Annotated in this window: 10 protein-coding genes and 2 tRNA genes; 3 read left to right on the forward strand and 9 right to left on the reverse strand. The window is 61.3% G+C overall.

Annotated elements, in window-relative coordinates; all coding sequences use genetic code 11:
• Positions 1 to 153: 153 nt before the first annotated feature.
• From ACOGXC_RS13190 to ACOGXC_RS13205, 4 genes are all read right to left on the reverse strand, one after another.
• Positions 154 to 459, reverse strand: a complete 306-nt coding sequence (locus ACOGXC_RS13190) for a hypothetical protein (RefSeq protein ID WP_419918629.1) — start codon at positions 457 to 459, stop codon at positions 154 to 156.
• A gap of 286 nt (positions 460 to 745) precedes the next feature.
• Complete coding sequence (locus ACOGXC_RS13195) at positions 746 to 1,144, reverse strand: hypothetical protein (RefSeq protein WP_419918630.1); 399 nt, start codon at positions 1,142 to 1,144, stop codon at positions 746 to 748.
• Positions 1,145 to 1,174: 30 nt separating this feature from the next.
• Positions 1,175 to 1,261: transfer RNA gene (locus tag ACOGXC_RS13200), tRNA-Ser, on the reverse strand.
• Positions 1,262 to 1,892: 631 nt separating this feature from the next.
• Positions 1,893 to 3,077, reverse strand: coding sequence for a hypothetical protein (locus ACOGXC_RS13205; RefSeq protein WP_419918631.1), 1,185 nt, complete (start codon positions 3,075 to 3,077; stop codon positions 1,893 to 1,895).
• Positions 3,078 to 3,765: 688 nt separating this feature from the next.
• Here ACOGXC_RS13205 and ACOGXC_RS13210 point away from each other — a divergent pair.
• A tRNA-Ser gene (locus tag ACOGXC_RS13210) sits at positions 3,766 to 3,856 on the forward strand.
• Between the two features lie 52 nt (positions 3,857 to 3,908).
• The gene (locus tag ACOGXC_RS13215; RefSeq protein ID WP_419918632.1) at positions 3,909 to 4,664 is read left to right on the forward strand and encodes an SDR family NAD(P)-dependent oxidoreductase; all 756 of its coding nucleotides are present in this window, start codon (positions 3,909 to 3,911) and stop codon (positions 4,662 to 4,664) included.
• Between the two features lie 104 nt (positions 4,665 to 4,768).
• On the opposite strand, the gene ACOGXC_RS13220 is transcribed toward ACOGXC_RS13215, so the two are convergent.
• Positions 4,769 to 5,899 (reverse strand): hypothetical protein, encoded by a 1,131-nt coding sequence (locus ACOGXC_RS13220; protein ID WP_419918633.1) that lies wholly within the window; start codon positions 5,897 to 5,899, stop codon positions 4,769 to 4,771.
• Between the two features lie 121 nt (positions 5,900 to 6,020).
• Here ACOGXC_RS13220 and ACOGXC_RS13225 point away from each other — a divergent pair, with 121 nt between their 5' ends.
• Positions 6,021 to 7,385 carry a KamA family radical SAM protein gene (locus ACOGXC_RS13225; protein WP_419918634.1) on the forward strand — a complete coding sequence of 455 codons (1,365 nt, stop codon included), beginning with the start codon at positions 6,021 to 6,023 and terminating at the stop codon, positions 7,383 to 7,385.
• A gap of 127 nt (positions 7,386 to 7,512) precedes the next feature.
• On the opposite strand, the gene guaA is transcribed toward ACOGXC_RS13225, so the two are convergent.
• From guaA to groL, 4 genes are all read right to left on the reverse strand, one after another.
• A complete protein-coding gene (guaA, locus tag ACOGXC_RS13230) occupies positions 7,513 to 9,096 on the reverse strand; it encodes a glutamine-hydrolyzing GMP synthase (RefSeq protein ID WP_419920088.1) in 1,584 nt (527 codons plus the stop codon).
• Positions 9,097 to 9,131: 35 nt separating this feature from the next.
• Positions 9,132 to 10,295, reverse strand: coding sequence for a GuaB3 family IMP dehydrogenase-related protein (locus tag ACOGXC_RS13235; protein WP_419918635.1), 1,164 nt, complete (start codon positions 10,293 to 10,295; stop codon positions 9,132 to 9,134).
• Between the two features lie 172 nt (positions 10,296 to 10,467).
• Entirely contained in the window at positions 10,468 to 11,862 is a 1,395-nt protein-coding gene (locus tag ACOGXC_RS13240) for a pyridoxal-dependent decarboxylase (protein ID WP_419918636.1), read from the reverse strand.
• 105 nt (positions 11,863 to 11,967) lie between these two features.
• Positions 11,968 to 13,620, reverse strand: a complete 1,653-nt coding sequence (groL, locus tag ACOGXC_RS13245) for a chaperonin GroEL (protein WP_419918637.1) — start codon at positions 13,618 to 13,620, stop codon at positions 11,968 to 11,970.
• Position 13,621 lies beyond the last annotated feature (1 nt).

Consider the following 13,621-nt stretch of genomic DNA (forward strand, 5'->3'; position numbering starts at 1 on the left):
GTTAGATCCTCAATTGCCTCCGAGGCTCCTTCGATGTGACGCACACCGCGGGCGAAGAAGAGCGCGACGAGATCGCCGGCTTCGTTCCGTGCGGGCGCAGCGAAGACCTCGATGCGGTCAGTGGCCCGACGGCCTTCGCTTCTTTCCAGGACCTCAAAGGGGGTCAGCCTCTGCGCTGAGGTCGAGCTGCTGGATGAAAGCGTCGTAGTCGGGCCGTTCGCGTGGCATCTGTCGATTGGCAAAAACCGGGAAGAGCCGATGTCCTGTGTATTTCTGGTAGAGGTCCGGGAGTCCGGGGAGGGGTTCGAAGAGTTCCTGTTGCTCAGCCGTTTTCAGGTAGACGAACTCAAATGACTGCTCACCCTGGGTGAGACGCTGGGTCAGAAGCCCGATCGGGATGATTGAGCCCTGTGGGTGGCGCCAAGACACGTAGAGGCGGCGTTCGGACTGTGCGGGCATGTTCACATGGTACCCGAGCCATGCGACAGCAGGCGTTCATGATTCCGCCGCATCAGCCGCTCGGCGAACTCACGAGCAGGTTGGGACATCCGACTCTCGGGCACCATCTCAATGGTTGCGACAAGCGGCTCGATGTCTTGGCATCGTTCTAGCCAGCCGGCCTGTTGTTCTATTGAAAGTGTCTGAAGTGCATCAATAGCAACTCTTATAGGTGGAGGATTGTTCTCAAACCTGGAGCGACACCGATCGGCGTAGGCCTCCGGGGTTCGATTCTGATCTTTGGTGGTCAGACGTTGCCGCTCTCAGCGAGAAGTTCGTTACCATGGATGAGGGTTTCTTCACTTGCGCAGATGGATCGACTGATGATGCCCTGCCTCGTTTGGGCACCAGGTCCTCCAGTGGCCAACTCAACCTGTGCTGCTGGTAGATCAAGAAGGCGGGCAACCTCTGCGACGATTCGTTCTGCCCAGTCATCTCCCTTCTGGTAGGTAGAACCGTCGTTACGGCGGTTGAAGGTAACGTCCTTCATCAACCAGAAGGTTTCAGTGTTAGGGTCAAGCAGCCAGCGCTTTGGCTTGGTTCCCAGCGTCTCCTCGTGGGCACGTTGCCAGCCGCTGACATCGACTTCGTCAAACCGGTTACCATGTTTAATCATGCCCATATGATGTTTCTTTGCGTTTGACATCAAGCTTTCATGATTGCGCTTGCCTAACAGCGGAGGGAGGGGGATTCGAACCCCCGGGACCCCTGAAGGCCCTACGGCTTTCAAGGCCGTTGCAATCGTCCGCTCTGCCATCCCTCCGAGGGGTATACTAGCGTCTCATCCAGCCAGTGTTAGGGTGGTTCGGTGTATCGGGCGGCCTAGCTGTGGATAGTTGGAAACTCCTGGTGCGCCAACGCCGACGTCACCAACCCCGAAATCATTGTGAGCAGGTGAAACGCTCAGCATCGGGTGATTTCCGGAACTGACAACCAGCCCATACAGGCGGCCAAACAGCGGCATGATCGTAGGGATCGGTAGCCACTGAGTATGCTTATCCAGTTTTCAGGAACTGCATTTGTTTGTCAGAGCCCATTCCAGCGGCTCCTCCCCGCGCAAGTATAGGAGATAGGGTAGTTCCTCCGGCGGCAGAACTTTTATGTCCTGCTCAATGTCCTCGGTGTTCATGTTCACGATAATTGGCTCGCAACGGACGAGCTTATTTTTGGAAAAACCTTTCCGAACTGCTGCCCTGCCTTCCTCGGTATCATTTGGGGAAACTTGTTGAATAGCTTCAGCTATCGAAATGCTCGGTGTGTCCTCAACTAGGGTCAGCAATTTATTGTAAGTCGATGGCTCTTCCTCATACTAACCTGCCGCTATTCCATAAATTATCAGGCTAAAGTAAGCCACTATCGCGATCGATATAAACCAGAATATGATCTTTATATCTCTAGTCATTGTAGGGGCTTATGTCTGAAAGTGGCGTAAACCTATTATTCAGCATTATGTGAGGCGTGGGAGCCAAGTCTGGGAAGTTGGACGGCTCAACAGTGGAAGGCTGGCTGGATGTCCCGTAGTTGCCTCCGTAGCTGCTGCCGTAAAGGTTGTAGATGTCAAGGATGCCATCCTGGTAGCCGTCCGCATAGCCGTTATGGTGTCCCAACCGCATCTGGTCGTAGTAGTCAATGCTCGCTGCTTGCAAGCAAAGAGTGAAGCCTAGAATCGAAGTGTCATAAGCAGGCGCGCCTCGCTCACATTTCTGGTAGCCGTCTTCGATGAGCGCTTCCTCCTCGACAGACAACCGGGCGAGCATCGGTGAATGGCCGTATCCCTTTCCGCCTACACCTGCCAGATAGCTCATGTAGTTGGCAGCGTTGTTCTGGTTATAACCGTTTTGGCGTTGTGCGTCACCATATCCAGCGTCATAGCCGAACGAGTATCCGTGAAGGTAGGCGAACTTGTTGGAGGGTGCCGCCAATGTCGTGTAGCTGCGACCGTAACTGCTGTATTTGCGTTGGTACTCGTCCAAATGTTGGTCATTGAAACCAGCCGTGAATCCATCGTAAAAACCGGATTCTATTTTTTGGTAATGATCGGTTGCCGCCCCTTGCAAGCACATCGCGTAACCGAGCCGGTATGCGTCACGCCATTTGAAGCTGCGTAGGTTGTCATCGTCGTTCGGAACTTCGTACCGCATGCTGGTGGCAGGAACATTGTTCAGGCAATCCTGGTATCCGCTGTCCACTTCGGCTTGGTGGTCAAAGAACGGGATAGGGATGTTCATAATCGGAATAAGCTCTCTTGCCATGTTCCAGTTGTCGCCTAGGAAATTGATGAATTCTGCGCCGCTATCATCATCAAAAGAAACTGTATGGTAACCCTCATGGTAGCCGTGCGAATAACCAAAATTGTATGCACCGTTGGGATGTAAATTTTGTTTACTGCTGTCCGGTTCTGAAACAAGTGAAGTATCAGCAGGTTGTTGAGTATCATCTGCGGTTGAAGTGGTTTGAGGTTCAGATTTATTGGTTGAACAGCCCACAGCGATGAGGCTACCAAGCAAAATCGCTGACAAAAGTTTAGCGAATTTAGATACCAACTTTTCTCTGACTATCACGACGGCCTGCTCGCTCAATTTCATTCCTTGTTAATGTCGGTTTCTGCTTGTATCGGCAACAAATTGTCTTCCGTCATCCGCTCTCGTATTTTTTCTAATTTATCCAATTCAGCCTTATCCTCTGACGTGGAATCCCCAACCTTCTTTACTACTTTGGGGCTTATATCTGAAAGTGGTGCACTGGTCCAGCTCTCTAGAGCGTAACGGGAGGCCCTCCCGACCCATTCGACTCAGCAAGAGCAGTCCTCGACTGTTTAGTTGTTTCCCTTGGTCAGACCCGGTTTGCGCCACTTTTAGATATAAGCCCCTCATTGTATTTGCCTTTTTGGTTGGTCTTATTCAGATTCATAGCCCCTCGATTCTTGTTGACACGGCTTCGGTGGTTGGTAGACCTGCCCACTCGTTGAGCTTAGCAGCACTTTGGCTACGCTCTGAGCCAGCAGAGGAAAGTCCAGACCTATACCAAGAGTGTACATGTTACCCGACAAGGCCCTGAGTCGTGGTAGGTTAGGCAGAGGAAAGTCCAAACCTATGCCAAGAGTGTACCACTCCGGCAGGTCGGCGCGGCCAGGAGATTTGCCTTTCATGGGGTGCAGCAAATTCTGCCCTGCCACCGCTCCAGGATCAAGCAATCGTGGGTTGGCTCGTTGAGGGCGTATAAAGAAATGAGTGATCCTGAGGGTGAGCCGCTAGGGTGGGAGGGCCTGGAGAGGTGGCCGAGTCCGGTTGAAGGCGCTTCCCTGCTAAGGAAGTAACTGCCGCGAGGTGGTTCGTGGGTTCGAATCCCACCCTCTCCGCTCCACGGCTCCGCAATGGGCGGACGGCCCGGTCGGGGTAGTGTTCGGCGCTATGGGGATGTTGGAAGGCAAAACGGCCATAGTCACCGGCGGAGGCCAGGGAGTGGGGCGAGGCATTGCCCTGGCTCTGGCCGCGGAGGGGGCATGGGTCACGGTGGCGGCCCGCACCGAGGCCAAGGTGCAGGCGGTGGCTGCGGAGATAACCGATCGAGGGGGGTCGGCGCTGGCCCAGGTGTGCGACGTGAACGATCTGGCTCAGATTCGAGCGTGCGTAGACGGCACCGTGGAGCATTTCGGCACCATCGACATTTTGGTGAACAACGCCCAGCAGGTGCCTCACGGGCGATTGCTGGAGGTGGGCGACGAAGCCTCCCTGGCGGCGTGGACATCGGGCCCGCTGGCCGCCATCCGATTCATGCGGCTGTGCCACCGGTACCTTCGGGGTGGCGGGGTGATAATTAACCAGGGGTCGGGTTCCAGCCTGAAAACCGACCCCAGTGGCATGGGGGTGTACGCCGGGGTGAAGTCGGCCATGCAGTCCATCACCCGGGCCGCGGCCATGGAGTGGGGGGCCGATGGTATCCGGGCCATCACGCTCATGCCGGTGGCGATGTCACCGGCCATGGAACAGTGGAGCGAAACCAATCCCGAGGGTTTTGCCGCGCTCCAAGAACGGTTTGCCCTGAAGCGAGTGGGTGATGCCGAGGTGGACATCGGGCGGGTTGTGGCGTTTCTGTGCAGCGACACCGCAAGCTACATGACCGGCACCACGGTCAACATTGATGGAGGAGATGCCTACCTGCGCTAGCCCGGCGCAGCGATATGATTGATGCCTACCTGCGCTAGCTCGGCATAGGAGCAGCGACATGGCCCTCGAGCCCGAGTACTCGCTTGAGCCGCCTGTAAGTGGCGCTAGCCCGGCGCAGCGACATGGCCCTCGAGCCCGTAGGGGCGGTAGGGGCCGAAGATGCTCTGTTCGAGCACGCCGATGCCTTGCCGGTCGCCCATGCGAACCTTCATCAGGTGCTGCACATGCTGGTTCTCGAAGGCCAGATCATCCACTTCGGCCAGGTTCCAGCGTTCGGACTCCATTGCCAGTTCGCCCTTCCAGGCCCCGTGGGGCCATGTGGGGTGGCTGTAGCCAATGCCCTTCATCCGGTAGGTGAACTGCTTTTCGAAGGCGATCTCGTGGCGAGCGTCGTTCTCCAGTGAGGTCATGGCCAGCGTGGCTGCCTTTATCATGCGGCTTCCGGGTTCGAACTCGAGCCGGTGTTCGAGCCGGTGCATGGATTCCACCCCGGGGTCTTCCACGCCGGGTATGTCATTGGCAAAGTCGTAGGCGGGCAGGAACGCCCCCACGTGGAACCGGGGCCGGCCCAGGGTGTCCTCGAAGAGTTGGTAGTGGCTGCACATGTCGTCCCAGTGCAACGGGGCCCAGAGAAAGAACAATCCCATCGCCCGTGGAGCCTGAGGGGCACCTCGGGTGTCGCCACCCGCTACCGGCCGGACTCCCCACGAGCGATCCTTGGTGCCGTAGGTCTCGGTGCGGTCGATCTCCATGCGCAGGCCGTCATAGGCGATCCAGCCGTGCCAGCGGCCGAATTGGGTGAACCTGGTGGTGTCCATTATCCGCCGGTGGCCATCCGACCAGTGGTGGCGGGGCTCCTCGATGGCCGCGGTGCGGGCCTCAAAGGTCAGGTCGGCGGAAAAACCGGTCTCGTTGGGCTCCAGCACCACCCGACAGACCTTCATCGGTTCGATGATCTCCAGGTTGAACGGGCCGACACCGAGATCGGTGGGCTCGGAATTGGCTCGGGCCGAGGCATGGAAGGCGTGCTGGACACCGTTGTGGACAATGCTGATACCGCAGTCCTGGATGCCCAGGTGGGGATAGCGGGCGGTACCCACCCCCAGGTACATGTCGCCCGCTTTGGAGTAGCCGTTGAACCAGTACCGCTCGTAGAAGTCCTTCTCCCCCGTGGCCGGGGTGGAGATGGGGTCGGGGGTCTGGTGAATGGGAAAATCGTCAAACCTGGTGAGCACGCGACAATGGTGCCAGACCGGGCTCACCCCGTGAGTGTCAGAGGGGCTGTTATCATTGGGTACAACTTTGGCCGGGCAGCAGAGTTCCGGCCAGCGAAATCATTGGAGGCGAGGTACCGGTATGAGTAAGAGCAACGGCGAGCAGCACGTTTTTCGCACCTTTCAACTCCGCAATCTGGAGGACATTCCCGGTTATGAGCGGTTGAGTGAGCACCAGCGCATGGTGACCCGGGTGGTGGGCTCGGTACTCCCGTTCAAGACTAACAATTACGTGTGTGAGCAGTTGATCGATTGGGACAACGTTCCCGATGATCCGATGTTTCAACTCACCTTTCCCCAGGAGGGAATGCTGGATCCCGAGCATTTCACCCGTATCGCCGATCTGATCTCAGCCGAGGCCTCCCCGGCCGAGATCAAGTCATCGGCCCGGGAGATCCAGCTCAGCCTCAACCCCCATCCCGCCGGCCAGGTCGAGATGAATGCCGGGTATCTGGAGGAGGAGGTGGTGCAGGGCGTGCAGCACAAGTACCGGGAGACGGTGCTGTTCTTCCCCACCCAGGGCCAGACCTGCCATGCCTACTGCACCTACTGCTTCCGGTGGCCGCAGTTTGTGCAACTCGACGATCTCAAGTTCGCCAGCAAGGAGATCGACCGGCTGGTGGCTTATCTGAAGCTGAATCCAACGGTTTCCGACGTTTTGTTCACCGGGGGCGACCCGATGATCATGCGCACCGAGCTGATCCGCCGTTATGTCGAGCCACTGATGGCCGACGATCTGGAGATCGACACCATCCGGTTCGGTACCAAGGCCCCGGCCTACTGGCCTTACAAGTTCACCGATGGGGAGGAGGCCGACGATCTACTGCGTTTGTTCGAGCAGATCGTGGCCTCCGGCCGCCATCTGGCCATCATGGCCCATTACTCGCACCCGGTGGAGCTGGCCACCGATGCGGCCCGCGAGGCACTGCGGCGCATCATCGAAACCGGGGCGGTGGTGCGTTGCCAAGCCCCGTTGATCCGCCACGTCAACGACAGCGCCCGGGTGTGGGCCGACATGATTACCACCGAGGTCAAGCTGGGAGCGGTTCCCTACTACATGTTCGTGGAGCGTGACACCGGGGCCAAGCGGTACTTCGAGGTGCCGCTGGTGGAGGCTTACCAGATCTACACCGACACCTACAAGCAGGTGTCGGGGCTGGCCCGCACATGGCGGGGGCCGTCGATGTCGGCCACGCCGGGCAAGGTTCTGGTGGACGGTGTCGCCGAGATCGGTGGGCAGCAGGTGATCGCGCTCAAGTTCATTCAGGCTCGCAACCCCGACTGGGTGAACCGCTTGTTCTTCGCGGCTTATGACCCCGAAGCATCGTGGTTGGACGAGCTGCACCCCGCGTTCGGTGAGGAGAAGTTCTTCTGGACCGACGAGTTGGCGGCCATGAAAACCGATCACAGCCAGCGGGTGCAACTCATCACCACGAGAGCGGCCTAGCCCACCTCGCCGGCGATCGGGAATACGAAATCGGGAATACGAGAACACCGTCCAAGGATCACACCTGGGCGGGGGTATACGGGGCGATCGGGAATACGAGAACCCCTTCAGGCTCTTTCTGGCTGGTTCATTCCCATTCGATGGTGCCGGGGGGCTTGGAGGTGATGTCGTAGGCCACCCGGTTGATGCCGTCCACCTCGTTGATGATCCGGCTCGACATCTTTTCCAGCAGATCGTGGGGCAGCCGGGCCCAGTCCGCGGTCATGGCGTCCTCGCTGGTCACTGCGCGGATGACCACCACCTGCCCGTAGGTGCGCTCATCGCCCATAACCCCCACGGTGCGGATGTCGGGCAGCACGGTGAAAGCTTGCCAAATGTCCCGGTCCAGCCCGGCGGCGGTGATCTCGGCCCGGACGATGGTGTCGGCCTCGGCCAGCAGGGCGACCTTGCCGGGGGTGACCTCGCCTATCACCCTTACCGCGAGGCCGGGGCCGGGGAAGGGCTGGCGCCACAGGATCTCATCGGGCAGGCCAAGCTCTTGACCCACGGAGCGCACCTCATCCTTGAACAGATTGCGCAGCGGCTCGACCAGCTCGAAATCCATCTTGTCGGGGATGCCTCCCACGTTGTGGTGGCTCTTGATCTTGGCCGCGGAGTCGGAACCCGACTCGATCACATCGGGATACAGCGTTCCCTGCACCAAGAACGGAGCTCCTTCGAGGTGGGCGGAGGTCTCCTCGAAAATGCGGATGAACAGCTCCCCGATGATCTTGCGCTTCTCCTCGGGGTCGGTCACTTTCTCCAGAGCTCCGAAGAACCGGTCGGCGGCCTCAACTGCGATGAGCTCGATGCCCTGCGAGCGGCGGAAGGCATCGATCACTTGCCGACCCTCGTTTTGGCGCATAAGACCGGTGTCGATGAACACGCAGGTGAGCTGGTGGCCCACCGCTCGATGAACCAGGGCGGCGGCCACCGCGGAGTCCACCCCGCCGGAGAGCCCGCAAACCGCCTGGTTGGTGCCGATTTGGGTTCGTATGGAGGTCACCGCCTCGTCGATGAACGACTCCGTGGTCCATGAGGGAGCCAACCCCGCACCCCGGTACAAGAACCGCTCCAGCACGGCCTGCCCCTCCGGGGTGTGGACCACCTCGGGATGGAACTGGACCCCGAAGATGTGGTGCTGGGGGTGCTCCAGGGCGGCCACCGGGGCCTGCGGGGTGGACGCAGTGACACTGAAGCCGTCGGGTGGGGCAGTGATGGAATCGAAATGGCTCATCCAAACCTCACGCTGGGTGCCGGAATCGCAGTCGAACAGCGTGCTTGGAGCGCTGATGTTCATGATGGTGCGGCCGTACTCGCCGATGCCGGTGCGGGCCACCTCCCCCCCGAGCTGAGCGGCGATGAGCTGGGCCCCGTAGCAGATGCCCAGAATGGGAATGCCGAGGCGGTAGATTCCGGGATCGATGCGGGGGGCCCCATCGACATGGACCGACTGGGGGCCGCCGGAGAAGATGATTGCGCCGGGCCGGCGGTAAGCAACCTCGTCCACGCCGATGGTGTGGGGAACGATCTCGCTGTAGATGTGGGCCTCGCGCACCCGGCGAGCGATGAGTTGGGCGTACTGAGCACCGAAGTCCACCACCAGCACCGGGTGGCCCCGTCCGTCGCTGCCGTCGCTGACACCCTCGCTGCTGTCGCTGCTGTCGCTGATACCGTCGCTGCTGCCGGCGGGGTTACCGGGGTGGCTCAACGCCCCATCCCGATACCCTGGGATTGCTGGAGGGACTTGCCCTCGGTTTGGAGGGAGGGGGCCACCATGACCTCGGCTTTTTGGAAAGCTTTCAGCGTTTCATAACCGCAGGTGGCCATGGAGGTGCGCAGGCCTCCGAACAGGTTCAGGCGGCCGTCGTTCTCCCGGGCCGGTCCGATCAGGATCTCCTCCAGGGTTCCCCGGCGGGTGGTCTTCACTCGGGCCCCTCGGGGCAGGGTCGGATGGAAGGTAGCCATACCCCAATGGTGCCCCCGGCCGGGGGCTTCGTGGGCCGCAGCCAGCGGGGAGCCGATCATCACCGCGTCGGCTCCGCACACGATGGCCTTGGCGATGTCGCCACCGGTGGCCATTCCACCGTCGGCGATGATGTGCACGTACACCCCGGTCTCGTCCAGGTGGCGCATCCGGGCGGCCCGGGTGTCGGCAATGGCCGTGGCCTGGGGGACACCGATGCCCAGCACCCCTCGGGTGGTACAGGCCTGGCCCGGCCCGACACCCACCAGGATGCCGGCCGCTCCGGTACGCATGAGGTGCAGGGCGGCATCGTAGCTGGCACAGCCCCCCACGATCACCGGTATCTCCAGGCGGCGGACGAACTGCTTGAGGTTCAACGGTTCGCTGGTCCTGGATTTGTGCTCGGCGGTGACCACCGTGCCCTGGATGACCATGAGGTCGAGTTCAGCGGCCAGCATGTGGGGGGCCAGTTGCTCGGTGCGCTGGGGAGTGACCGATGCGCAGGAGATCACCCCGGCATCTTTGATCTGGCGGATGCGTTCACCGACCAACTCGGGTTTGATCGGCTCGGCGTACAACTCCTGCATGCGCAGGGTGGCCTTCTCCGGAGGCTGGCCGGCGATCTCGTCCAGGATTGGCTCGGGATCTTCGTAACGGGTCCAGAGTCCCTCCAGGTTGAGCACTCCCACCCCTCCGAGTCGCCCGATGGTGATGGCGGTTTCGGGGCTGACCACGCCGTCCATGGCCGAGGCCATGAGGGGTAGTTCGAAGCGATAGGCATCGATCTCCCAGGTGATGTTCACATCCTCGGGGTCACGAGTGCGACGGGTCGGCACGATGGCAATGTCGTCGAACCCGTAGGCCTGCCGCCCGGTCTTGCCCAAACCTATCTCCACTTCGGCCATCGCGATGCCTCCTTTCTGTTGAATTGTCTGTTGGAAGCCAGAGATTTTAGAGCTGGCGATTTTGTTACTGGGGGATTATTGGGCTCCGCGCCAAGCAATGGATAACGGCACTGCCTGTTCATCGGAGTTGGTTGCTGGGGCATTATCACATTCACCGGCGGGGCCGGCGTGGTCAGGCCGCGGATTGGATCAGAGACCATAGCTCCTCGACGTGGTGGCGCTCGGTTCGGGTGCCACCAATGGCCACCCGCAGGGTTGGTTGGCCATTGAGGGTGGTGGCGGTTAGGTAGGCCCGGCCCGATTGGTTGACCGTGTCCAGAACTCGGCGGGTGGCCGTGTCGCCGCCGGCGTGGCGGAAGCTCACCAGGCTGACCACGGTGGGGGCGACCAACTCGAACCGGTCGTCGGCCTTCACCCAGTCGGTCAGCTCAGCCGCCCAGGCCAGGTGCCGGCGGATGTGGGCCCGTAGACCTTCCACCCCGTAGTGCCGGATCACGAACCACAGTTTGAGGGCCCGGAACCTCCGTCCCAGTGGCACTTGCCAATCGCGATAGTCCACCACCGTTCCAGCCTCGCTGGCCGGGTTGTGCAGGTACTCGGGGGTGATGGACAGGGCATTGTTGAGGCTGGCCCGATCGGCCACGAAGAATGCCGAGCAGTCGAGGTTGGTGAGCATCCACTTGTGGGGGTTGAACACGTAGCTGTCGGCCGATTCCAGCCCGGCGTTCAGGAATCGCATCTCGGGACACAGTGAGGCGGTACCGGCGAAAGCGGCATCCACGTGCAACCAGGCGTCGAAGTTGGCTGCCACCCAGCCCAGCTCGCCAACAGGATCGATCGCGGTGGTGGATGTTGTGCCCACGGTGGCGATCACCATGAATGGGGTCAGGCCGTGCTTGCGGTCCTGGACGATTTCGTAGGCCAGGTGATCGGCCCGCATGGCGTATTCGGGGGTGGTGGCGATGATCCGGATCCGGTCGTCGGGAATGCCCGCAACCCTGAGTCCCTTGATGACCGATGAGTGGGCCTGTTCGGAGGTGTAGGCCACCAGCGTGGGCAGGGCTTCGATGCCACCGGCCCGGTGCCGGGCCGCGAGCACGGCGCACAGGGTGCTGCTGGAAGCGCTGTCCTGGATAACGCCATTGCCCCGGAACCTTTCGGGCAGGTCCAGCTCGACGGCCAGCCAGTCGAGAACGTGCTGTTCCAGTTCGGTGACTGCGGGGCTGGTGTCCCACATCATTCCCTGAGTGCCGAGGCCGGAAGACACCAGGTCGGCCAGTGTGGCCGGCCCGCTGGCATTGGCCGGGAAGTAGGCGAAAAACCCCGGGGCCTGCCAGTGAGTGAGACCCGGTACGATCACCCGGTCGAGGTCGGCCAGCACCGCGGAGAACTCCTCCCCATGCTTGGGGGCACTCACCGCCAGCTTGGCCCGAACATCGCCCGGCTCCACCGGGGTCTTGACCGGGAGGTCGTCGAGCCGGGCCATGTAATCGGCCAACCAGTCAACCGCCTTATATCCCTGTCGCCGGAACTCGTCGGGATCCATATGGTTCGGGCGTTGACCCACGGATTCATCGTAGCGACCATCTTTCCGTGAGCGGGGGAGGGGGGAAAATGGATCGGGGGCCACCTCGCTGGATAGCGATGGTGGCCCCCGACCGGTCCCGAACGGTTACATCATGCCGCCCATGCCACCCATCCCGCCCATGCCACCCATGGGGTCGCCACCGGGGGCGGGGGGAGCCGGGGGCTCGGGCTTGTCGGCCACCAGGGCCTCGGTGGTCAGCAGCATTCCGGCAATGGAGGCCGCGTTCTGAAGGCCGGCCCGGGTTACCTTGGCCGGATCGATCACCCCGGCGGCCACCAGATCCTCGGCCACACCGGTGGCGGCGTTGAACCCGACGGTACCGGAGGTGGCTTCGATGTCGCGCACAACCACCGAGCCCTCGTAGCCGGCGTTGGAGGCAATCAGGGAGCACGGTACCGGCAGCGCTTCGGACACGATCCTGGCCCCGGTGGCCTCGTCCCCGCTCAGAGCTCCGGCAGCCTCGATCACCGCGGGGCGGGCCCGAAGCAGAGCGGTTCCTCCCCCGGCAACCACGCCCTCCTCTATGGCGGCCCGTGTAGCCGACAGGGCATCCTCGATCCGGTGCTTCTTCTCCTTGAGCTCCACCTCGGTAGCGGCACCCACCTGCACCACGGCCACGCCCCCGGCCAGCTTGGCCAGGCGCTCTTGAAGCTTCTCCCGATCCCAGTCGGAGTCGGTGTTCTCGATCTCTTGGCGGATCTGAGCCACGCGGCCATCCACGTCGGCCTTCGATCCCGCACCCTCCACGATGGTGGTGTCGTCCTTGGTCACGATCACCTTTCGGGCCGTTCCCAGCAGATCGAGGGTGACACCCTCCAGGTTGAGCCCGACCTCCTCGGCCACCACCTGGCCGCCGGTGAGAATGGCCATGTCCTGGAGCATGGCCTTGCGGCGCTCGCCGAACCCGGGGGCCTTGACCCCCACCGAATTGAACGTGCCCCTGATCTTGTTCACCACCAGGGTGGCCAGGGCTTCCCCCTCCACGTCCTCGGCGATCACCAGAAGCGGCTTGCCGGTTTGCATGACCTTCTCCAGCAGGGGCAGAAGATCCTGCACCGAGCTGATCTTGCCCTGGTTGAACAGGATGTAGGGCTCGTCGAGGACAGCCTCCTGCCGCTCGGGGTCGGTGACGAAATAGGGGGACAAAAAGCCCTTGTCGAACTGCATGCCCTCGACGAAATCGAGTTCCATGCCGAAGGTGTTGGACTCCTCCACCGTGACCACGCCGTCCTTGCCCACCTTGTCGATGGCTTCGGCTATGACGTTTCCAATGGCCTGATCGGCGGCCGAGATGGATGCCACCTGGGCGATCTCCTCCTTCTTGGAGATGGCCTGGGCCTGGTCGGCAAGCGAGGTGACCGCGGCAGCCACAGCTTTCTCGATGCCCCGTTTGAGCCCCATCGGGTTGGCACCGGCGGCTACGTTGCGCAGCCCCTGGCGGATCATCGCCTGCGCCAGCACGGTGGCGGTTGTGGTGCCGTCACCGGCGATGTCGTTGGTCTTGGTGGCCACCTCCTTGATGAGCTGGGCCCCCATGTTCTCGAACTTGTCGTCCAGTTCCACCTCACGGGCGATGGAAACGCCATCGTTGGTGATGGTGGGAGCGCCGAACCTCTTGTCGAGAACCACGTTTCGGCCCTTCGGACCCAGGGTGACCTTGACCGCGTCGGCGAGCTTGTTGACACCCGCCTCGAGGCCTCGGCGGGCCTCCTCCCGGAATTTCAGTATTTTCGGCATG

The sequence above is a fragment of the Candidatus Poriferisocius sp. genome, assembly GCF_965202595.1.
Classification (GTDB): Bacteria; Actinomycetota; Acidimicrobiia; order Acidimicrobiales; family Bin134; genus Poriferisocius.

Excerpts from the sequence above, each read along its gene's own strand:
- groL (WP_419918637.1), bottom strand. The coding sequence starts at position 13,620 with ATGCCGAAAATACTGAAATTCCGGGAGGAGGCCCGCCGAGGCCTCGAG.
- ACOGXC_RS13215 (WP_419918632.1), top strand. The coding sequence starts at position 3,909 with ATGGGGATGTTGGAAGGCAAAACGGCCATAGTCACCGGCGGAGGCCAG.
- ACOGXC_RS13190 (WP_419918629.1), bottom strand. The coding sequence starts at position 459 with ATGCCCGCACAGTCCGAACGCCGCCTCTACGTGTCTTGGCGCCACCCA.
- ACOGXC_RS13235 (WP_419918635.1), bottom strand. The coding sequence starts at position 10,295 with ATGGCCGAAGTGGAGATAGGTTTGGGCAAGACCGGGCGGCAGGCCTAC.
- ACOGXC_RS13195 (WP_419918630.1), bottom strand. The coding sequence starts at position 1,144 with ATGTCAAACGCAAAGAAACATCATATGGGCATGATTAAACATGGTAAC.
- ACOGXC_RS13225 (WP_419918634.1), top strand. The coding sequence starts at position 6,021 with ATGAGTAAGAGCAACGGCGAGCAGCACGTTTTTCGCACCTTTCAACTC.